The organism is Kitasatospora sp. NA04385, from assembly GCF_013364235.1.
In the GTDB taxonomy this organism is placed as follows: domain Bacteria; phylum Actinomycetota; class Actinomycetes; order Streptomycetales; family Streptomycetaceae; genus Kitasatospora.
Map to the genome: position 1 here is coordinate 3,633,010 of NZ_CP054919.1, position 18,845 is coordinate 3,651,854.

Below are 18,845 nucleotides of genomic sequence, written 5' to 3' on the forward strand. Positions count from 1 at the left end.
GCGGCGGCCAGCACCACGGCCCCGCCCACGGCCCGCCGGCGGACGGCGCGACGGCGTGGACGGCGGCGCGCAGCCGGGGCAGCGCGCCGGGTTCGGGTTCGACGGCGGCGACGGCCCGGTGCAGCCGGGCGCGCAGCAGGTCCTCGGTCAGCGGGCCGAGCGGCCCCCCGCCGCTGAACGCCGCCCCGCCGCCGAGCGGGCCCCCGTCACCGGCCGGGCCCTCGCCGGGGCGTTCGGTCCGGCCCTCAGTCATCGCCCGGCTCCATCCGCACCCGCAGGGCGGCGATCCCGCGCGACCCGTACGCCTTCACCGAGCCGATGGAAATGCCGAGCACCTCGGCGACCTGTGCCTCCGTCAGGTCGGCGTAGTAGCGCAGCACCAGCACCTCCCGCTGACGGCGTTGCAACCCCCGGAGCGCGGCCTTGAGTTCGTCGCGCTCCAGCGCATCGTAAGCCCCCTCTTCTGCACTGGCCATGTCAGGCATGGGCTTGGGCAGCAGACGGAGGCCCAGCAGGCGGCGACGCAGCGTGGACCGGGACAGGTTCACCACGGTCTGCCGCAGGTAGGCGAGCGTCTTCTCGGGGTCGCGGACCCGGCGCCGGGCGGCGTGCACCCGGATGAACGCCTCCTGCACGACGTCCTCGCAGGAGGAGAGGTCGTCCAGCAGCAGCGCGGCGAGCCGCAACAGGGAACGGTAGTGGGCCCGGTAGGCGTCGGTGAGCTGGTCGACGCTGGCCCCGGTCGCGTCCGCTGCCGCCGCAGCAAAGCCCATCCGACTACCGGCCCGCCGGGCCGCCCCGGGCAGGGCGGCCGCCACCGCCGCCCGCGTCACGTCGATCACGATGGTTGGACACACGATCCCCTGTCCTGGTTGCCCCGGCCGGGGGCGTTGTTGCGCGGGAAGAGGGAATCCCCCTCCCGAGCGCACTGGCTCCGAAGGGGGATTCTGGCAGACCCGGCGGACGGGCCGGGTCCGCTTCACCCCTCCCGCACACAACCGTTGCGGTGTGGGTATCCGGGGCGGACCCGGGGGCCGTTCAGCGGCCGGTGCCGCCGTAGACGACCGCCTCGTCGCTCTCGCTGTCCAGACCGAACGCGGTGTGCACCGCGCGGACCGCCTCCGGCACGTCCTCCGCGCGGGTGACCACCGAGATCCGGATCTCCGAGGTGGAGATCAGCTCGATGTTCACGCCGGCCTCGGAGAGCGCCTCGAAGAAGGTCGCGGTGACGCCCGGGTTCGAGCGCATGCCGGCGCCGACCAGCGAGATCTTGCCGATCGCGTCGTCGAAGCGCAGCGACTCGAAGCCGATGCCCTCCTTGACCCGGTTCAACGCGTCCAGCGCCTTCTGGCCCTCGTTGGTGGGCAGCGTGAAGGAGATGTCGGTCAGACCGGTGGCCGCGGCCGACACGTTCTGCACGACCATGTCGATGTTGACCTCGGCGTCCGCGATCGCGCGGAAGATCCGGGCCGCCTCGCCCGGCTTGTCGGGCACGCCGACGACGGTGACCTTGGCCTCCGACGTGTCGTGGGCGACTCCGGAGATGATGGCCTGCTCCATCTCGCCCCCTTCGGGCTTCTTGTTCGGGTTGGTGCCGCTGACGATCGTCCCCGGCAGACCGGAGAACGACGATCGTACGTGAATCGGGATGTTGTAGCGCCGTGCGTACTCCACACAGCGGTCGAGCAGCACCTTCGAGCCGGACGACGCCAGCTCCAGCATGTCCTCGAAGGCGATCCAGTCGATCTTGCGGGCCTTCTTGACCACCCGCGGGTCGGCGGTGAACACGCCGTCCACGTCGGTGTAGATCTCGCAGACCTCGGCGCCCAGCGCGGCCGCCAGCGCCACCGCGGTGGTGTCCGAGCCGCCGCGGCCCAGCGTGGTGATGTCCTTGGAGACCTGGGAGACGCCCTGGAAACCGGCCACGATCGCGATGTTGCCCTCGTCCAGGGCCGCCCGGATCCGGCCCGGCGTCACATCGATGATGCGCGCCTTGTTGTGGGTCGAGTCGGTGATCACACCGGCCTGGCTGCCGGTGAACGACTGGGCGTCGAAGCCCAGCGTCCGGATCGCCATGGCCAGCAGCGCCATCGAGATGCGCTCTCCGGCGGTCAGCAGCATGTCGAACTCGCGGCCGGACGGAATAGGGGTCACCTGTTCCGCGAGCTCGATGAGTTCGTCCGTGGTGTCACCCATCGCGGAGACCACGACGACGACCTCGTGGCCGGCCTTCCTGGTGTCCACGATGCGGCGGGCGACGCGCTTGATGCCTTCGGCATCCGCGACGGATGAGCCGCCGTACTTCTGCACGACAAGGCCCACGGGGGCTCCTCGACTTGGGGTGGTAGGTCGCGGCCAGTCTAACGAGCAGGGGTTCTCCGACCGACCTCTTCCACATCGTGAGATGCGGATATCGGACTCTGGTCACCGCCGACCGGCAGGTCTGCGGGCCCCGGCCGCCCGCTCCGAAGAATCGCCGCCGGAGCGCCGTCCGCCTCCCGGAATCTTCGCTTCCGGGAGGCCGGTGACTGTTGCGTCACACCCGCACGGTTCCGGCCGCCGACCGGCGCTTTCCGGCCGGTCGGCGGCCGGTTCGGCGTCGGTGCCGGGCTCGGAGCCGGGCCCGCGCCGGGCCGCTCAGCGGCCTACAGGCCGAGTTCGGCCGCCATCAGGTCGCCCGCCTGCTGCTCCAGCTGCTCGTCCGTCAGCCCGTCGTCGTCGGTGTCCGCCCCGTCCGGCACCGCGCCCAGCGGCGAGTCCAGCCGCACGTGCGCGATCAGCGACTGCAGCGCGCGCAGCACCGCCGTGCAGGTCGAGCCCCAGTTGGACAGGTACGAGAACTGCCACCACCACAGCGCCTCCGAGACCCGGCCCTCGCGGTAGTGCGTCAGCCCGTGGTTCAGCTCGCTGACCACGCCCGCCAGGTCGTCCGAGATCCGGAACGCGCTCGGCTTCTCCGGCGGGCCGTACGGGTCGAACACCTCGTGGTAGACGTCGATCGGCGCCAGCAGCTCGGCGAGCCGCTCGCGCAGCTCCACGCCGTCCGGCTCCGGCCCGGCGTCCGGCTCGAAGCGGTCCTCCGGCAGCACGTCCTCGATCGCGCCCAGCCGGCCGCCCGCCAGCAGCAGCTGCGAGACCTCCAGCAGGAGCAGTGAGATCGCGCTGCCCGGCTCGTCGCCCTTGGCCACCTCGGTGACGGCCAGCACGAAGCTCTCCACCGAGTCGGCGATCTGCACCGCGAAGTCGTCCGGAGCGCCGGTGCGCCCCAGTGGGCCCGGCAGTTCAGTGGTGTCGGTTCGGTCAGACATCGAGCAGTCGTCTCCCTTCGAACGCCCGGCCGAGGGTGACCTCGTCGGCGTACTCCAAGTCCCCGCCGACGGGCAGCCCGCTCGCCAGCCGGGTGACCTTGAGGCCCATCGGCTTGCACAGCCGGGCCAGGTAGGTCGCGGTCGCCTCCCCCTCCAGGTTGGGGTCGGTGGCCAGGATCAGCTCGGTGACCGTACCGTCCGCGAGCCGGGTCATCAGCTCGCGGATCCGCAGGTCGTCCGGGCCGACCCCCTCGATCGGGCTGATCGCCCCGCCCAGCACGTGGTAGCGGCCGCGGAACTCGCGCGTCCGCTCGATCGCCACCACGTCCTTGGGCTCCTCCACCACGCAGATCACCGCGAGGTCGCGGCGCGGATCCAGGCAGACCCGGCACTGCTCGGACTCCGCGACGTTGCCGCAGACCGCGCAGAACCGCACCTTCTCCTTCACCTGCTGCAGCGCGTGCGCCAGCCGGCGCACGTCCACCGGATCGGACTGCAGGATGTGGAAGGCGATCCGCTGGGCGCTCTTCGGACCGACTCCGGGCAACCTGCCCAGTTCGTCGATCAAGTCCTGCACCACGCCTTCGTACACCTGCCACGCCTTCCTTCGACCGGAGTCCGCTCCGGTGCCATCATCCAACGAATCGGGCGTCGGACACACCGCCCGACGCCCTACTGGCCCATAAATCACACAACCCGTTACCCGGGGTTCCCGCCGCGCACGGGGCGTGCCCGCCGGGTGCCGCTCGGACGGTGCCGAGCGGACGGTGCCGAGCGGCGCCCGCGACGGGTCTGCGCGGGCGGGTCTGCGCGGGCGGGTCGGAACGCATGAGCCGGTGCGCGCGGGCCGGTGCGTACGGCTCAGTGCGCGCCAGTCAGTGCGCGCGGGCAGCGCGGGCGGGTCAGAACGGGAGGCCGGGGATGCCGGCGCCGCCGCCCAGGCCCTGGGTCAGCGGGCCCATCCGCTCGGCCTGCAGCTTCTGCGCCGCCGCGTTGGCGTCCCGCACCGCGGCCAGCACCAGGTCCGCCAGGGTCTCGGTGTCCTCCGGGTCGACCGCCGCCGGGGCGATGGTCAGCGCGACCAGCTCGCCCGAGCCCGTCACCGTCGCCTCCACCAGGCCGCCGCCCGCGGAGCCGGACACCTTGGCCTCGGCCAGCTCCTTCTGGGCCCGGCCCAGCTCCTCCTGCATCTTCTGCGCCTGCTTCAAAAGCTGCTGCATGTTCGGCTGGCCACCAGGGAACACCACGGGACTCTCCTCGATCCTTCGACACTCCACGACACTCCGGGCACCGGCGCGCCCGGCCGAAACCGCCCGCACCAGCGCCCCGCCCCCGAGCCTACGCGGCCGCCCGTCAGCCCCACATCAGCTGCGGAGGCCCACCCGGGCCCGGCGGCTCAGCCCGGCGGCCCGGCGGCCAGCGCGGTGGCTCAGCCCGGACGGTGGTGGATCTCCTCCAGCACCGTCGCGCCCAGCTCGCGGACGATCAGCTCCTGGGCGGAGAAGACGTCCTCGTTCAAGTCCGGGTCGTCCTCCTCCGGGACGTCGTCCTCCGGCGCCACCGCGGGCGGGGCCTGCACCGGCCGGGCCTGCGGCTGCGGCTGTGGCGGCTGCTGGTGTTGCGGCGGCGGCACGGGAGCGGGCGCGGGCGCGGGCACCGGGGCGGGCGCCTGCGGCACGGGAGCCTGCTGCACCAGGGGCGCCGGGGGCTGGATCTGCTGCACCGGCTGCGGGGCGGGACGGGGAGCCTGCGGGGCCCCCCAGCCACCGGCCGCCGGGGCGGGCGGCGCCGACTGCGCCGACGGCGGATTCGTCGCACCCGACGGGTCGACGATGCAGTCCACCCGCCAGTCCACGCCCAGCGCGTCCGCCAGCGCCTGCCGCAGCACCTCGTCGCTGTGGCTGCCGACGAAGCTGTCCCGGGCGCCCGCGTTCACGAACGACACCTGGAGCACGCTGCCGTCGAACCCGGCCACCTGGCCGTTCTGGCTCAGCAGGATCCAGGTGAACCGGCGGCGGTTCTTCACCGCCTCCAGGATCTGCGGCCACATCTGCCGGATCTGCGCCGCACCCTGCTGCGCCGCCGCCGAGGGCTGCACGCCGACGGGGGACGGGACGGGGGCCGGCGCTGGAGCTGGCACTGGGGCCGGCGCCACCGGAGCCTCCGGGGCCGCTGCGGGGGTCTCCGGGGCTGCCGCAGGGGCCGCTGCGGCCGGGGGCTGCTGGCCGCCGGGCGGGAAGCTGCGCGGGATCGGCCAGGCGCCCGGCGCCGGACCGGCCGGGGCGGGAGCCTGCTGCGCAGGTGCCTGCTGTACGGGGGGCTGCTGTACGGGGGGCGCAGGGGCCACGGGTGCGGCCTGCGCCTCCGGGGCCGGGGCCTGGGCCTGGGCCTGGGCCTGGAGGGCTTGGGCCTGGGCCTGGGGGGCCATCGGCTGGAACGCGACCGGTGCGGCGAAACCGCCCGCCGACGCCCGCCGTTCCAGCTTGTCCAGCCGGGCCTGCACGGACAGCTCGTCCCCGTACGCGCCGGGCAGCATCACCCGGGCGCAGATCAGCTCCAGCTGCAGCCGGGGCGCGGCGTTCCCGCGCATCTCGGTCAGGCCGGTGTTCACCAGGTCCGCCGCGCGGCTCAGCTCGGCCGGGCCGAAGCGGTCGGCCTGCGCCTGCATCACCGCGATCCGGTCGGCCGGGGCGTCGATCAGGCTCTTCTCCCCCGCGTCCGGCACCGTGGCCAGGATCACCAGGTCGCGCAGCCGCTCCAGCAGGTCCGTCACGAACCGCCGCGGGTCGTGCCCGCCCTCGACCACCCGGTCGATCACCTGGAACACCGTCGCGCCGTCCTGCGCGGCGAAGGCGTCCACCACCTCGTCCAGCAGGGCCGCGTCGGTGTACCCCAGCAGCGCCGTCGCCATCCGGTACGTCACGCCGGCCTCGTCGGCACCCGCCAGCAGCTGGTCCATCACCGACATCGAGTCACGCACCGACCCGGCGCCGGCCCGCACCACCAGCGGGAACACCGCGTCCTCGACCTGGATGCCCTCCCGGCCGCAGACCTCCGCCAAGTAGTCGCGCAGCGTGCCGGGCGGCACCAGCCGGAACGGGTAGTGGTGCGTGCGAGACCTGATCGTCCCGATCACCTTCTCCGGCTCGGTGGTCGCGAAGATGAACTTCAGGTGCTCCGGCGGCTCCTCCACCACCTTCAGCAGCGCGTTGAAGCCGGCCGAGGTCACCATGTGCGCCTCGTCCAGGATGAAGATCTTGTACCGGCTGTGCACCGGCGCGAAGAACGCCCGCTCACGCAGCTCGCGCGCGTCGTCCACACCACCGTGCGAGGCGGCGTCGATCTCGATCACGTCGATCGAACCCGGCCCGCCCGTCGCCAGGTCACGGCAGGACTGGCACTCCCCGCACGGGTCCGGGGTCGGGCCCTGCTCGCAGTTCAGGCAGCGGGCCAGGATGCGGGCGCTCGTCGTCTTCCCGCACCCGCGCGGCCCGCTGAACAGGTACGCGTGGTTGACCCGGTTGTTGCGCAGGGCCTGCTGGAGCGGGGCGGTCACGTGCTCCTGCCCGATGACCTCCGCGAAGGTCTCGGGGCGGTAGCGGCGGTACAGGGCTAGGGACACACCCCCGAAGATATCGGGCCCAACCGACAAACGTGACCGCCCACCCACCGGCACCCCCCGCAGAACGCAAGGACCCCCCGTGTACCCGCCAGAGCTCTCCTACCCTTGCTGCCTTCCGGCCCTGGGGGGGTTCAAAGAGATAGCGCCACACGAGGGGCTGCCCCAAGAGTAGCGGATCCCGGCCCCCACTCCCCCCACCCACCCCCAACTCCGATCCGCAGGCCTCGCCCCGCCACCCACCTGCGAGAGCGTGGTCGCAACCACCCCTCGACATGTACTAAGCTCTCCCACGGAGGATTCGCCTAGAGGCCTAGGGCGCACGCTTGGAAAGCGTGTTGGGGGCAACCCCTCACGAGTTCGAATCTCGTATCCTCCGCCTGATCGAAGGCCCGGACTGCTCAGCGGTCCGGGCCTTCGGCGTTCAGCTCTCATCCGAAGGCCGCCGCACGCAACACTTTCGGTCAGATCAGCGCCGCGTCACTTCTTACCTTGCCTGTTGACCTGCACCCCATCCGCAGGTGCCCACTCGTGCTCCAGGAGCGAGTAGGTGATCGAGTCCCGCCAGGCTCCGTTGACGAAGACGTGGTCGCGGATGCGGCCGTCCTCGGTCATGCCCGCTCGCAGGAGCGTCCGGGCGGACGCCTCGTTCAGGGGGGAGCGCGCGGCCCGGATCCGGTGCAGGCCGAGGAGGTTGAAGCCGAGGGCGGACAGGAGGTGGACGACCTCGGTGCCCTGACCCTTGCCCCACTCGGCCGGGTGGAGGGCGAAGCCGATGGTGGCGGCCTGCTGGGGCTCCGTCGCCAGCCGGGCGTAGCCGATCAGGCGGCGGTCGCCGTGTCGGGTGACGGCGAGGCCGTACTCGGTGCGCGGTTCGGCCTTCGCCGAGTCGATCGAGCGGTCGACGATCGCCTGCACCTGGTCGCGAGTGCGGGGCTCGAAGCTTCGGCGGTACCGTCTCCACTAGGGCTCACGAAGCCAGCAGCGAAGCTACGGTGCGGGCAGCGGGGGCATGGACCCACGTACGGCGACACGCCTCCACCAAGAGCCAATAGGGAGCCGTTGAGCAGCGAGGCTTGGAGATCGCCGCTTCTGGCGACTGGGGCAGGAGCACCAAAGAAGGGCGAAGCGCCATCTACTCCTTGCGCGCCCGCTGGAGAGGCCGAGTCAGAACCTCTGATCACTCTCCGGAGTCGGGGCGGCTGCGGCTTGGGACGGGAGGCTTTGACCAACGGCTGCTCAAATATGGCTACTTGGCATGCTCTGGCCGTGCGGCGAGCGGGTAGGGTGTCACGGTCCGCAGTCGGCGGGGGGAAGGTGGCCGGGATGCCGGGGGCTGGGGAGTGGGACGGGCTGTTCGAGGGCATCGAGGAGGTGGCCGCGCGGCCCGGGATGGCGTGGACGTGGATCTCCGGGCTCTGCTGGCATCCCGCGCTGGACGTCCGGGTGCGGCTGGCCGCCGTCGAACCGACCCTGGTGGGGTACTCGGACCGGATGCACCCGCCGGAGGTCGTCGACGCCGCAGTCGCCCAATCCGACTGGAAGATCCGCCGGGCGTGGGCGGAGCACCAGCGAGGAATGAGCGTCGCGCAGTGGGTGCGGCTGATCGGCGACGAGCCCGCCGGGTGGCGCCGCAACACCCTGCTGTACCGGGCCTCCTGCCACGCGCCGCGCCCCACCGCGGAGGATTTCGCGGGCTGGACCGCCGACCCGGACCCGAAGGTACGACTGCGGGCCCTGTACTTCCGCGGCCTGCCCGAGCCGGTGGCCGCGGCCCTGGTTGTCGACCCCGACCCCGAGGTGCGCGCACTGCTGTGCGAACGCGGCTGGGAGCGGCTGGACGCGCACTCGCGTGCCGCGCTGGCGGCCGATCCCGACCCGGAGGTGCAGGCGGCCGCCGGGGCCCATGCCGGGCACGAACTCACGATTTCCCGCGCGGAGTTCGACGCTCTGGACCAGGGGGAGCAGTGGGACGCGGCGAGCGTCCGGCACTTCGACGAGGACTGCCTGCGACACCTGCTCGACCACCCCGACAAGGGGGTTCGCCTCCACCTGGCCGAGAACGAGCTGCTCACCCCTGACACGCTCGCCGTCCTGGCCCGCGACCCCGAGCCGACCGTCCGGTCCCGGGTCGCGGTCCGCCCCGACGCCACCGAGGAGTTGCGCGCCGAGATCGAGCCCGGCCTGCCCACCCGCCTGCCGAGTTGGTGGATGCACTGGGTCGAGGACCAGCACGGCGATCCCGCGGCGATGCGCCAGCTCGCCGCCTCCGCGAGCACGCGCGTCCGGGAGGCCGTCGCCGGGGCCCGGACACTGCCGCCCGACGTCTTGGACCTGCTCTCCCGCGACCCGGCAACCTCGGTGCGGTACGCCCTCGTCCACCACAACGAGGCACCGCCCGCCGAGCTGCTGCTGGAAGCTGCCCTGAACTGGACCGATCCCTGGCCCGTGCTGCGCCGCCCCGACTTCCCCCGCGAGGCGCTAAACGGCCTCGCCGACCACCCCGACCCGAAACGGCGCCGGCTCGCCCTGTACGCCGCCGACTGCACCCCCGAGACCGTCGAACGCCTCGCCACCGATCCGGACCCGATGGTGCACGCCCCCGCCGCGGCCGACCCGCGGCTGTCCCCCGCCACCGCACTGCGCCTGCTCGCCACCACCGAGGCGGACTACCGCGCCGCCCAGGAAACCCCCGGCCTCCCCGTACCCGCCACCTACGGGCTCCGTAACGCCGTGATCCACAACCCGCAACTGCCGGTCCCCACCCTCACCACCCTGCTCCGCGACCAGGGCTCGGCCCAGGACGCGGCCGCCAACCCCGCAATCCCGGCTACCGTCGCACACCGCCTGATCGACCTGGCCACCCACCACCGCTGAGCCGCAGCGGTTCCACCCGAGACTCAGCCCGCGCGGGCAGGACAGGATGAACGCCACAGGGAAGACCTGGTCTCAGTTCTGGTCTCATTCACCAGTGTTCGGCAGGGTCCGTGATCCAACCAGGGATCAACATCACCCAAGGTCAGGACGATGGTGAACCCCGGCGGACAGCACCGAGGAGAATGGGAAAGCGTGTTGGGGGCAACCCCTCACGAGTTCGAATCTCGTATCCTCCGCAGGTCAGAGGGCCCGCACCGTTCACCGGTGCGGGCCCTCTGCATTTTGTCCTCTCCGCGGCCTCTGCCTGTCACTGCGCAGCGCTACGTTCCGGGCTCATGACAGAGCAGGACGATCGGGACGGCGCACGGGCCGAGGCCGCAGACGACACCTCGACGCTCATCGCGCGCGTCCGGGAACGAGCGCAGCAGGGCAGGGGGGAATTGCCCGCACGGGCCGGGGCCGGTGAGATCGCCGCGGCCGAACGCGAACTCGGCTTCCCGCTGCCGCCGTTGCTGGCACGGCTGTATCAGGAGGTGGCCAACGGCGGCTTCGGCCCTGACTACTTCCTGTTCCCGCTGATCGGCGAGGGGCGGACGGCGGTCGCCGAGTACCGCCCCTGCGAATACTGGCCGCGGGGCCTGTTGCCGATCCTGGACTGGGGCTGCGGCATGTACGCCGCGGTGGACTGCCAGGATCCCGAGGCGCCGGTCCTGCTCTTCGAGCCGAACGCCGATCCTGACGACTGGGCCGAGGCGTGGTTCACGGATTCACCCTCCCTCGCGAAGTGGTTGCGCTCCTGGGTCGACGGCACCGGCTGGTGGGAGAAAGAGGTCATGCTGGCTGCAGACGCGCCCGAACCCCAACCCTGGCCCGACGCCGCGAGACGGCTTTCCTCCTAGCCCGAGCCAGGGGCGTACGTTATTCTGTACGCCATGAAGACGATGAGCGCGACTGAGCTCCGCAGCAACCTCGCCGCCGCCCTCGACTCCGTCGAGGACGACGCCGAGGAGCTCATCATCACCCGAGCTGGCCACGAGCCGCTGGTCGTGGTCTCCCTGGCCGAGTACGCCTCGCTCCGCGAGACCGACTACCTGCTGCGGTCTCCTGCTAACGCCGAGCACCTGCGCCAGTCCCTCCGGGATTACCGGGAAGGCCGGATGCAGAGCCGCGAGCTGATCGACCCCGAGGACGTCACCGAGCAGTCCGCGTGAAGATCCAGTTCACTGACGGCGGCTGGGCCGACTACCTCTACTGGCAGGCGAACGACCGCCGCCTGCTCAAGCGCATCAACCAGTTGATCGAGGACATCCGCCGCAACGGCCACGAAGGTATCGGCAAACCCGAGCCACTGCGCCACGAACTCGCCGGGGCGTGGTCCCGTCGGATCGACCAGGAACACCGCCTGGTCTACGTCCTCGACGAGCCGGCGAACACTGTGTGCATCATTGCCTGCCGATACCACTACAGCAAGTAGTCCTGCAGGGCCCGCTGGTCTCAGTTCTGATCTCATTCATGCCCGTCCACCAGGGTTCATCCGCTTCAGCTACGACCGCTCCGACACAGGCCAGGACGGGTTCGTACCGCACCGAACAGCGGTGAGGAGAATGGGAAAGCGTGTTGGGGGCAACCCCTCACGCGTTCGAATCTCGTATCCTCCGCCTGATCGAAGGCCCGGACCGCTCAGCGGCCCGGGCCTTCGGCGTTTCCCGAGAAGCCGGGCCACCCTGCTGTATGGCGAGCATGGTGGTGTGTACGGCGTCCAAGAAGGTCACGGTCACGCTTCCCGAGGAACTGCTGGACGAGATCCGCGGACAGTGCCGATCGCGGCCTCTCCGCCTACGTCGCCGACGCCCTTGGCTGGAGGAAGAACGCGGGTCGGTCAGCGGTGACGAACGGGCCGCCGCCTGCACGGAACTGGGCGGCCTCGGCGCGGAGCACGACCGGGGCCGGGCGGCTCGTGGCAAGAGCGGCGGGGCGGGCGGGTGAAGAAGCAGGCCGAGGAGGTTCGGCGGCTGCGCGCCTTCGTGCTGGACAGCGCGGCTCTGTCGCTCGCGGTCCGCGGCGACCGGATGATGATCGCCCGGCTGGACCTCGCCGCCCGCGGCGAGGCGGAGGTCGTCACCTCGGCGATGACTCTGGCCGGGGCGTACGACGCGCGCACCACGGAGCAGCGCTGGGACTGGGTGCTGTCGCGGGTGAAGGTGGCCGAGTTGGGCAAGACGAGGCGCGACCGGCACGTCGGCTGCTCGCGGACGCCGGCCTGCACGGGCACAAGTACGCGATCGACGCCGTGCTCGCGGTGGTGGCGCCGCGGCAACCGGGGCGGGTGACGGTCCTCACCCCCGAGATCAGCGGCCACTGCGGTCGGGGGACGTCAGGCGGGTTGGTCCCAGGTCTTCATCTGCTCCCGGAAGGTCGGGCAGCTGGCGATGTCCGTCTCGCTGCACTGGAGGGCGTGGGTCAGGAGCTGGTGGGCGTGGTGGAGGTCGAGTACGCGTTGCTCGATCTCGGCGACCTTGGCGCGGATCATCGCCTGTCGGCGCGGCTGGTCCTGCTGGAACTCCCTGACTTCGGCCAGGCTCAGGCCGGCCTGCTGGAACTTGCGCAGCAGCACGATCCGCTCCGCGGCCTGCGGCGGGTAGCGCCGCTGCCCGCCCTGGCGTTCGGGTGCGGGCAGCAGGCCGTGGCGCTCCCAGAACCGGATGGCCGAGGCGGGGACGCCAGCGGCTTCGGCCAGCTGCCCGATCGTCATGCGCATGCTCGCCGACCCCCTTGTCCCTCGCCGCGTTCGTCGTACCGACGCGACGCTTGACTTGAACCTTAGTTCAAGTCCCAGAGTGGCCGGCACGGGCAGCGGCGGCGAACCTGCCGGCGCCGCGAGGACCACACGGACATGGGAGACGTAGAGATGACGGACACACCCGAAGCGAAGAACCGGGCCCAGCAACTCGTCGAAGCCGCGCGGCAGCTGTTCGTGGCCGGGGTGATGTCGCACTCCGGCCACGCCAACCTGAGCGTCAGGCTCGACGCCGACCGCTTCCTGTTGACCCCGGGGTTCGTCCGCGACCTGGAGCCCCACCGGTTGGCGACCGTCGGGCTCGACGGGGAGGTCCAGCAGGGAGAACTGCGCTCCGTCAGCGCCGAGATCATCACCATGCACAGCACCGTCTACCGCGCCCGCCCCCGGGTGGGCGCGATCATCCACACCCACTCCCCCGCCGCGACCGCCTTCGCGGTGGCCCACCGGCCGCTGCCGTGCCGCACCGAGCCGATGCTCCGCTTCGGGCAGCCGGAGGACGTACCGGTGGTGCCCTGGGGGCCGCGCGGGTCGGACGTGTCGGTCCGGGGCATCGCCGACGTCCTGGAACGGCGCCCGACCACGTCCGCGGTCCTGCTGGCCAACCACGGGCTGCTGGTGTTCGGTCCGGACCCGGAGGCTGCCGGTCACCTCGTGGTGGCCGTCGAGGAGAGCGCCGAGGCCGAGCTCGCCGCTGCCGCGATCGGCGGGGCCGTGGACTTCCCCGAGGGCGCCCTGGAAGCCGTCCGGGCCTCGATCGCCCGGGTCGCACGATGACCGACCGCACCTTCGCCGAACGTGCCGAAGCCCTGCGGCAGCGCTACCGCACGACGCTCGGAGCCGTCCCTCCCGCCGTGGAGGACCGCCTGCGGGTGGCCCGGGCCTTCGGCCGGCTGCCCACCGAGGAGGCGTTCACCGCCCTGCGCCACGTGGTGCTGGCCGACAACCCGCTCGGTGACCGGGTGCAGCAGTTGGTCCACTTCGGGCAGTTGCTGGCTCTCGGCCGGGCGGACCCGGCCCGGATCCACGCCCGCGGGGCGCTCCACGCGGGCGCCGGGATCGCCGACCTCATCGGCGTCGCGGAGACCGCGCTCATCACGTCGGGCACGCCGTCCTACGCGCTCGGCATGGAGATCGTCGTCGAGCTCCTGCCGGACGACTGCGACCGGGCCGGCTGACCACCGGACGCCGGTGGTTCCGGAGGACGGCCGCGGGCAGCACGGAACCGGGGGACGGCCGCGGGCAGCACGGAACAGCGCCGGGGCCGGGTGCCGTCGCGGGTGGACGTCGCCGAGTCGGGCGAGGACGAGGCGCGGCAGGCACACCGCGCGGCGAAGGGAGAACCTCGCTCCCGACCGCGGTGACCGGTGCGAGGTGCGGCTCGACGAGTGCCCGCTGCCCGCCGCAGGCGCGCGCACGGAAGCGCCGACGGCGCGGGTGACGCGCGGGAGACGGGGAAGGGCTCGGGGGCGGGGAAGGCTCGGGGTCAGAGGTTGAACATGCCGCGGTAGGGCTCGGCGATGCGTTCCTGTCGTGATCCGAAGTCGACCAGGACCGCGGTGTCGCCCTCGACCGCGACGACCCGGCCGAGGCCGTAGGCGTCGTGGGTGACGCGGTCGCCGACGGCGAAGTGCTTGCGCGGCGCTTCGACCTTGGCCTTGAAGGGGCTGGTGGGCAGGTGCCGGCGGACTGCTTCAGGCTTTTTCATCCAGTCCAGTATGCGCCGCGGAGCGCGGGAGTCGACCCTTTCTGACGGTCCGAATTCTGGATGCCCGAAATGTCGAATGTGTCGAACGGCACTCCCCGGGGCGCGCGGGCGCGCCGGGGCGCCGCCGATCGGGTGCCGCGCCGGGGGCCGCGCACGATCCGATCAACTGCCTTGATCAGTAAGGACGTTGCCCTGCGGTGCGGGTCCGGCGGCCGGCCCGGGGGGCGACCCCCGCCGAAACCGGGGGCGAAATGTCCCCCCGCTGCGGGCTCGCGGCTGCTACAGTCGAAGGAGTTGCAGTAGTGGTTCCCATGAACTTTGTGTGCGCCTGCTGATGTATCGCGGGCGCATTTCTGTTTTCCGGACATTCTCCGGACGGGTCCTCGTCGCGTGACTCGGTGTCCGTATCGTGCGGGCTCCGGAAAGTCCTTGAAGGAGATTTTTACATGGCTAATGGCACCGTGAAGTGGTTCAACGCGGAAAAGGGCTTCGGCTTCATCGAGCAGGAGGGTGGCGGCCCGGACGTCTTCGCCCACTACTCGAACATCAACGCCAGCGGTTTCCGCGAGCTGCTCGAGGGCCAGAAGGTCGAGTTCGACGTCACGCAGGGCCAGAAGGGCCCGCAGGCCGAGAACATTCGCCCGCTGTAGTTCCCACTGCCACGGCGAACCGCCTGGCAGCGAGGGGCCCGCGCCGCGCACTTGGTGCCCGGGGCGGGCCCTTCGGCTTTGTGCCACCCCGCGCCCCGGACGGTCGGTCCGCCCCGGACGCGCCCGGCCCGGACGGCCGCTTCACCCGCCGCCCAGAGAGCCGTCCGAGAGCCGCCCCGAGAAGGGTCCTTCCGTCATGAACCGCTCCAGCCGTTCTCCGCGCCGCCACACCGGCTCCGCACCGGGCCGCAGCGCGGGGCCCGCCTCCCGGCAGGAGTTCGCGGTGCCGGTGAGCACCGTCCCGGCCCTGCCCGCGGTCGACTCCTTCGCGGAGCTGGACCTGCCGGAGGAACTGCTGAGGGTCCTGGCCCGGCGCGGCGTCACCACCCCCTTCCCGATCCAGGCCGCGACGCTGCCGAACGCGCTGGCCGGCCGCGACGTGCTGGGCCGGGGCCGCACCGGCTCCGGCAAGACGCTCGCGTTCGGCCTCGCCGTGCTGGCCCGCACCGCCGGGCAGCAGGCCGAGCCGCGGTGCCCGCTGGCGCTGGTGCTGGTCCCCACCCGCGAGCTGGCGCAGCAGGTCACCGAGGCCCTCACCCCGTACGCCCAGGCGGCGCGGCTGCGGATGGCCACCGTGGTCGGCGGGGTGCCGGTGCGGCGCCAGGCGCAGGTGCTGAACCGCGGTGCGGAGATCCTGGTGGCCACGCCCGGCCGGCTGGGGGACCTGATCGAGCGCAGGCTCTGCCGCCTGGACCGGGTCGGCGTCACCGTCCTGGACGAGGCCGACCAGATGGCCGACATGGGCTTCCTGCCCGACGTCACCGCGTTCCTCGGGCAGGTCGCCGAGGGCGGCCAGACGCTGCTGTTCTCCGCCACCCTGGACCGCAACATCGACGGCCTGGTGCGGCGCTTCCTGAAGGACCCGGTCACCCATTCGGTGGACCCGTCCGCGGGCGCGGTCAGCACGATGGAGCACCACGTGCTGCACGTCCGCAACGTCGACAAGAACGCCGCGATCACCCACATCGCCGCCCGCGACGGCCGGGTGATCATGTTCACCGACACCAAGAGCGGCGCGGACCGCCTGGTCGAGACGCTGCTCGCGAACGGCGTGATGGCCGCGGCCCTGCACGGCGGCAAGTCCCAGCCGCAGCGCACCCGCACCCTGGAGCAGTTCCGCAGCGGCCTGGTGGGCGCGCTGGTCGCGACCGACGTCGCCGCCCGCGGCATCCACGTCGACGGCCTCGACCTGGTCGTCAACCTGGACCCGCCGGCCGACCACAAGGACTACCTGCACCGCGGCGGGCGCACCGCCCGGGCCGGCGAGTCCGGCACCGTCGTCACCCTGGTCCTGCCCAACCAGCGCCGCGGGACGGCCCGGATGATGGCCACGGCCGGCATCACCCCCGTCACCACCGCGGTCCGGGCCGGCGACGAGGAACTGGCCCGGATCACCGGCGCCCGCGTCCCCACCGGCGTGCCCGTCACCGTCCCCGACCCCGTCGTCGAGCGGCCCCGCCGCAGCCGGTCCACCGGCCGGAACCGCCCCGGCCGCCCGTTCCCCGCCCCCCGCACCCGTCCGGCCCCGGGCGGCTCGGGCGGCGGCGCGTCCCGGCTCCGCAGCGAGTAGCCGAGGGCGGCCCGTTCGGCCGTCCCGACGCACGGACAGGCCGCCGGTGCCGTGCCGGGGGCCGCGTACGATGCGCGGCGTGGAGGGGGAACGCGGGCCGGTGGGGCGGCGGTTGGCGGTGGCGGTGGCCGTCGCGCTGGTGCTGGCGCACCTGCTGAGGGGCATCGGGCGGATCCCGCAGGAGCCCGCCGCCGGGGCGGCGGTCGTGGCGGCCTGCCTCGTCCTGGTGGGGCTGCAGTCGCGGCACACCCGGGACGCCCCCGGACCGGCCGAGCGGGCCGGATGGGCGGCGCCGGTGGAGTTGGGGGTCGGGTTCCTCGCCGTGGGGCCGCTCGGGGCCTCGATCGGCCTGCTCTGCCTGCCGGCGGCCTCCCTGCTGCTGGAGCGGCGCCGACTGCTGCCGGTCCTGCTGGTGGCGGGGGCGGTGCTGGTGGAGGCGGGCCGGGCCGCGGAGGTGCGGGAGGCCGTCGACCTGCTGCTGACCGTCGCGCTGGGCGGCGCCATGCTCTACACCGTGACCGCGCTGGCGCTGCTGGCGGGCCGGGCCCGCGGCGCCCGGCTGGAGCTCGCGGCCTCGGCGGTCACCGACGAGCGCCTGCGCATCGCGTCCGCGCTGGGCCGCGGGCTGGACGCGGGCATGGCCGGGATCGGGGCGGCCGCGGAGCGCCGGGACCCGGCGGAGCTGGACGGGCTGATCGGCGTGGCGCGCCGGACGCTGACGGCGGTCCGGGCCGCCGCCGCCGAGCTGCGCAGCCTCTCGCTGGCCCCGGAGGCGGCCAGCGCCCGCGCCCTGCTCGGCTCGGCGGGCATCGCGGCCGACCTGCGGATCGGGCACCGCGAGCCGCTCGGCCCGGCCGGGACGGTGCTGGCGACGGTGCTGCGGGAGGCGGTCACCGCGGTGGTACGGGTCGGGGACGCCAGGCGGTGCGAGGTGTCGACCGACGAGCGGGCCGGGCGGGTGGTGCTGCGGGTGGTCAGCGACGGCGTGCCGACGGCGGCGCTCGGCGCGGACCTGCTGGACGGCCTGGCGGAGCGGGTGCGGGCCGTCGGCGGCCGGCTGACGGCGGGCCTGGAGCCGGACGGGCGCTTCGCGGTGGAGGCGTCGGTGGCCGCGACGCCGGCCCCGCCCGCCGCGGACCCGCCGGAGCTGCGGACCGCGCTCGGCCTGTACTGGTTCCTGCTCGGCGTGTTCTGCGTCAAGGCGCTGATGTTCGTCCCCGGGCCCCGGCTCGTCCTCGGGGCGGGGTGCGCGGCGCTCTTCTGCGCCTTCCAGGTCCGCTTCTCGATCCGGGACGCGACGCGGCACGCCCGGGCCGCGCTGCTCGCCTCGGCGGTGCTCGCCCTGCTGCCGCTGCCCTGGCTGGGCCGGAACTGGATCGGCGCGGCCGGCATCCTGGCCGGTTCGCTGCTGGTCGCCCTGCCGCTGCGGGCGGGCGCGGCACTGGCCGGTGCGGTGCTGGTGGCCGCCGGGGTGATCGGTGGCGGAGCGGTCGGCGGCGGCCCGGCACCGGTGCTGCTGACCACGGTGAGCGCGCTGGTCACCTGCGTGGTGGTGTACGCGGTGCTGCGCCTGGTCCGGCTGGTGCGGGAGTTGCAGCGGGCGGCGGCCGGGCTGGCCCGCGCCGCCGTCGTCACCGAGCGGCTGCGCGCCGCCCGGGACCTGCACGACCTGCTCGGGCACGGCCTGGCCGCGATCCTGCTCAAGGCCGAGCTGGCCCGGCGGCTGGCGGACGCCGATCCGGTCCGCTGCCGGGCCGAGCTGGCGGACATCGCGCGGCTGGCCGAACGCGGCCGGGCCGAGCTGGGCGCGGTGGCGGACGACGGCCCCCGGCTGTCCTTCACCGCCGAACTGGCTTCGGCGGCAGCCGTGTTGGAGGCCGCCGGGATCACCGTGGAGCTGGAGGACGGGCCGGTGCCGGACGCGGCGGGCGCCGTGCTGGGCGTGGTGCTGCGCGAGGCCGTCACCAACGTCCTGCGGCACAGCCGGGCCCGGCATGCGCGGATCGCCGTCTCGGCGGGCGGCGGCGCGGTGCGGCTGGAGGTGGAGAACGACGGCGTCGGGGCGGACGTCACCGCGCCCGGCTCCGGGATCGGCGGGCTGACGGTCCGGCTGGCCGGGGCGGGCGGCACGCTGGCCGCCGGGCCGGACGACGGCTGGTACCTGCTGCGGGCCGAGGTGCCGCTGCGCTGAACCCGGGACCGTCAGGGCGGGCCCGGGCCCGGGCCCGCAGGCGGAGGGCCCGGCGGGTCGGAGCC

General features: G+C 73.2%; 18 protein-coding genes, 1 tRNA gene, 1 other RNA gene and 1 pseudogene. 11 read left to right on the top strand and 10 right to left on the bottom strand.

All coding sequences use genetic code 11. The features are described 5' to 3' along the window. Window positions 1–245: 245 nt before the first annotated feature. The 7 genes from HUT16_RS16050 to ffs all read right to left on the bottom strand — a co-directional run bounded on the left by HUT16_RS16050 (window position 246) and on the right by ffs (window position 7,089). The gene (locus HUT16_RS16050) at window positions 246–773 is read right to left on the bottom strand and encodes a SigE family RNA polymerase sigma factor (protein WP_254898316.1); all 528 of its coding nucleotides are present in this window, start codon (window positions 771–773) and stop codon (window positions 246–248) included. A 265-nt stretch (window positions 774–1,038) separates the two neighbouring features. Then, window positions 1,039–2,322, bottom strand: a complete 1,284-nt coding sequence (locus HUT16_RS16055) for an aspartate kinase (RefSeq protein WP_176188854.1) — start codon at window positions 2,320–2,322, stop codon at window positions 1,039–1,041. A 323-nt stretch (window positions 2,323–2,645) separates the two neighbouring features. Further along, window positions 2,646–3,308, bottom strand: coding sequence for a DUF5063 domain-containing protein (locus tag HUT16_RS16060; RefSeq protein ID WP_176188855.1), 663 nt, complete (start codon window positions 3,306–3,308; stop codon window positions 2,646–2,648). Next, window positions 3,301–3,900 carry a recombination mediator RecR gene (gene recR / locus HUT16_RS16065; RefSeq protein ID WP_033221137.1) on the bottom strand — a complete coding sequence of 200 codons (600 nt, stop codon included), beginning with the start codon at window positions 3,898–3,900 and terminating at the stop codon, window positions 3,301–3,303. The genes HUT16_RS16060 and recR overlap by 8 nt, the downstream gene beginning before the upstream one ends. A gap of 310 nt (window positions 3,901–4,210) precedes the next feature. Beyond that, window positions 4,211–4,555: a YbaB/EbfC family nucleoid-associated protein gene (locus HUT16_RS16070; protein WP_176188856.1), complete on the bottom strand. Its 345-nt coding sequence runs from the start codon at window positions 4,553–4,555 to the stop codon at window positions 4,211–4,213. Between the two features lie 182 nt (window positions 4,556–4,737). Further along, a complete protein-coding gene (locus tag HUT16_RS16075; RefSeq protein WP_176188857.1) occupies window positions 4,738–6,930 on the bottom strand; it encodes a DNA polymerase III subunit gamma and tau in 2,193 nt (730 codons plus the stop codon). Between the two features lie 68 nt (window positions 6,931–6,998). Then, window positions 6,999–7,089: signal recognition particle sRNA small type (ffs, locus tag HUT16_RS16080), an RNA gene on the bottom strand. 132 nt (window positions 7,090–7,221) lie between these two features. Here ffs and HUT16_RS16085 point away from each other — a divergent pair. Then, a tRNA-Ser gene (locus tag HUT16_RS16085) sits at window positions 7,222–7,306 on the top strand. A gap of 101 nt (window positions 7,307–7,407) precedes the next feature. Here HUT16_RS16085 and HUT16_RS16090 read toward each other — a convergent pair. After that, window positions 7,408–7,872, bottom strand: a pseudogene (locus HUT16_RS16090) (GNAT family N-acetyltransferase); the annotation flags it as partial. Window positions 7,873–8,253: 381 nt separating this feature from the next. On the opposite strand from HUT16_RS16090, the gene HUT16_RS16095 reads away from it, so the two are divergent. From HUT16_RS16095 to HUT16_RS16115, 5 genes are all read left to right on the top strand, one after another. Continuing rightward, a complete protein-coding gene (locus HUT16_RS16095; protein ID WP_176188859.1) occupies window positions 8,254–9,804 on the top strand; it encodes a hypothetical protein in 1,551 nt (516 codons plus the stop codon). 335 nt (window positions 9,805–10,139) lie between these two features. Beyond that, the gene (locus tag HUT16_RS16100) at window positions 10,140–10,703 is read left to right on the top strand and encodes an SMI1/KNR4 family protein (protein WP_176188860.1); all 564 of its coding nucleotides are present in this window, start codon (window positions 10,140–10,142) and stop codon (window positions 10,701–10,703) included. A gap of 33 nt (window positions 10,704–10,736) precedes the next feature. Continuing rightward, a complete protein-coding gene (locus HUT16_RS16105) occupies window positions 10,737–11,015 on the top strand; it encodes a type II toxin-antitoxin system Phd/YefM family antitoxin (RefSeq protein WP_176188861.1) in 279 nt (92 codons plus the stop codon). Then, the gene (locus HUT16_RS16110; RefSeq protein WP_176188862.1) at window positions 11,012–11,278 is read left to right on the top strand and encodes a Txe/YoeB family addiction module toxin; all 267 of its coding nucleotides are present in this window, start codon (window positions 11,012–11,014) and stop codon (window positions 11,276–11,278) included. Before HUT16_RS16105 ends, HUT16_RS16110 begins: the two co-directional genes overlap by 4 nt. A gap of 508 nt (window positions 11,279–11,786) precedes the next feature. Further along, window positions 11,787–12,134, top strand: a complete 348-nt coding sequence (locus HUT16_RS16115; protein ID WP_254897832.1) for a hypothetical protein — start codon at window positions 11,787–11,789, stop codon at window positions 12,132–12,134. A gap of 44 nt (window positions 12,135–12,178) precedes the next feature. Here HUT16_RS16115 and HUT16_RS16120 read toward each other — a convergent pair whose 3' ends face one another. Then, on the bottom strand, window positions 12,179–12,562 hold the full coding sequence (locus HUT16_RS16120) for a MerR family transcriptional regulator (protein ID WP_176188863.1): 384 nt from the start codon (window positions 12,560–12,562) through the stop codon (window positions 12,179–12,181). 150 nt (window positions 12,563–12,712) lie between these two features. Here HUT16_RS16120 and HUT16_RS16125 point away from each other — a divergent pair, with 150 nt between their 5' ends. Both HUT16_RS16125 and HUT16_RS16130 read left to right on the top strand, forming a co-directional pair. Further along, on the top strand, window positions 12,713–13,378 hold the full coding sequence (locus HUT16_RS16125) for a class II aldolase/adducin family protein (protein ID WP_176188864.1): 666 nt from the start codon (window positions 12,713–12,715) through the stop codon (window positions 13,376–13,378). Continuing rightward, window positions 13,375–13,779: a carboxymuconolactone decarboxylase family protein gene (locus tag HUT16_RS16130; RefSeq protein ID WP_176188865.1), complete on the top strand. Its 405-nt coding sequence runs from the start codon at window positions 13,375–13,377 to the stop codon at window positions 13,777–13,779. The genes HUT16_RS16125 and HUT16_RS16130 overlap by 4 nt, the downstream gene beginning before the upstream one ends. A 308-nt stretch (window positions 13,780–14,087) precedes the next feature. Here the strand turns inward: HUT16_RS16130 and HUT16_RS16135 are convergent, their stop codons facing one another. Further along, a complete protein-coding gene (locus HUT16_RS16135; protein WP_176188866.1) occupies window positions 14,088–14,309 on the bottom strand; it encodes a hypothetical protein in 222 nt (73 codons plus the stop codon). 446 nt (window positions 14,310–14,755) lie between these two features. Between HUT16_RS16135 and HUT16_RS16140 the strand changes: the two genes are divergently transcribed. The 3 genes from HUT16_RS16140 to HUT16_RS16150 all read left to right on the top strand — a co-directional run bounded on the left by HUT16_RS16140 (window position 14,756) and on the right by HUT16_RS16150 (window position 18,780). Next, complete coding sequence (locus tag HUT16_RS16140) at window positions 14,756–14,959, top strand: cold-shock protein (protein WP_030916923.1); 204 nt, start codon at window positions 14,756–14,758, stop codon at window positions 14,957–14,959. Between the two features lie 196 nt (window positions 14,960–15,155). Continuing rightward, window positions 15,156–16,589 carry a DEAD/DEAH box helicase gene (locus HUT16_RS16145; RefSeq protein ID WP_176188867.1) on the top strand — a complete coding sequence of 478 codons (1,434 nt, stop codon included), beginning with the start codon at window positions 15,156–15,158 and terminating at the stop codon, window positions 16,587–16,589. A 79-nt stretch (window positions 16,590–16,668) separates the two neighbouring features. Next, window positions 16,669–18,780 carry a sensor histidine kinase gene (locus HUT16_RS16150; protein ID WP_176188868.1) on the top strand — a complete coding sequence of 704 codons (2,112 nt, stop codon included), beginning with the start codon at window positions 16,669–16,671 and terminating at the stop codon, window positions 18,778–18,780. Window positions 18,781–18,845 lie beyond the last annotated feature (65 nt).

Bases quoted from the DNA above. Each gene is read 5' to 3' on its own strand.
- HUT16_RS16050 (WP_254898316.1), bottom strand. From the start codon at position 773: ATGGGCTTTGCTGCGGCGGCAGCGGACGCGACCGGGGCCAGCGTCGAC.
- HUT16_RS16140 (WP_030916923.1), top strand. From the start codon at position 14,756: ATGGCTAATGGCACCGTGAAGTGGTTCAACGCGGAAAAGGGCTTCGGC.
- HUT16_RS16060 (WP_176188855.1), bottom strand. From the start codon at position 3,308: ATGTCTGACCGAACCGACACCACTGAACTGCCGGGCCCACTGGGGCGC.
- HUT16_RS16100 (WP_176188860.1), top strand. From the start codon at position 10,140: ATGACAGAGCAGGACGATCGGGACGGCGCACGGGCCGAGGCCGCAGAC.
- HUT16_RS16125 (WP_176188864.1), top strand. From the start codon at position 12,713: ATGACGGACACACCCGAAGCGAAGAACCGGGCCCAGCAACTCGTCGAA.
- HUT16_RS16120 (WP_176188863.1), bottom strand. From the start codon at position 12,562: ATGCGCATGACGATCGGGCAGCTGGCCGAAGCCGCTGGCGTCCCCGCC.
- HUT16_RS16095 (WP_176188859.1), top strand. From the start codon at position 8,254: ATGCCGGGGGCTGGGGAGTGGGACGGGCTGTTCGAGGGCATCGAGGAG.
- HUT16_RS16145 (WP_176188867.1), top strand. From the start codon at position 15,156: ATGAACCGCTCCAGCCGTTCTCCGCGCCGCCACACCGGCTCCGCACCG.
- HUT16_RS16105 (WP_176188861.1), top strand. From the start codon at position 10,737: ATGAAGACGATGAGCGCGACTGAGCTCCGCAGCAACCTCGCCGCCGCC.
- HUT16_RS16135 (WP_176188866.1), bottom strand. From the start codon at position 14,309: ATGAAAAAGCCTGAAGCAGTCCGCCGGCACCTGCCCACCAGCCCCTTC.
- HUT16_RS16130 (WP_176188865.1), top strand. From the start codon at position 13,375: ATGACCGACCGCACCTTCGCCGAACGTGCCGAAGCCCTGCGGCAGCGC.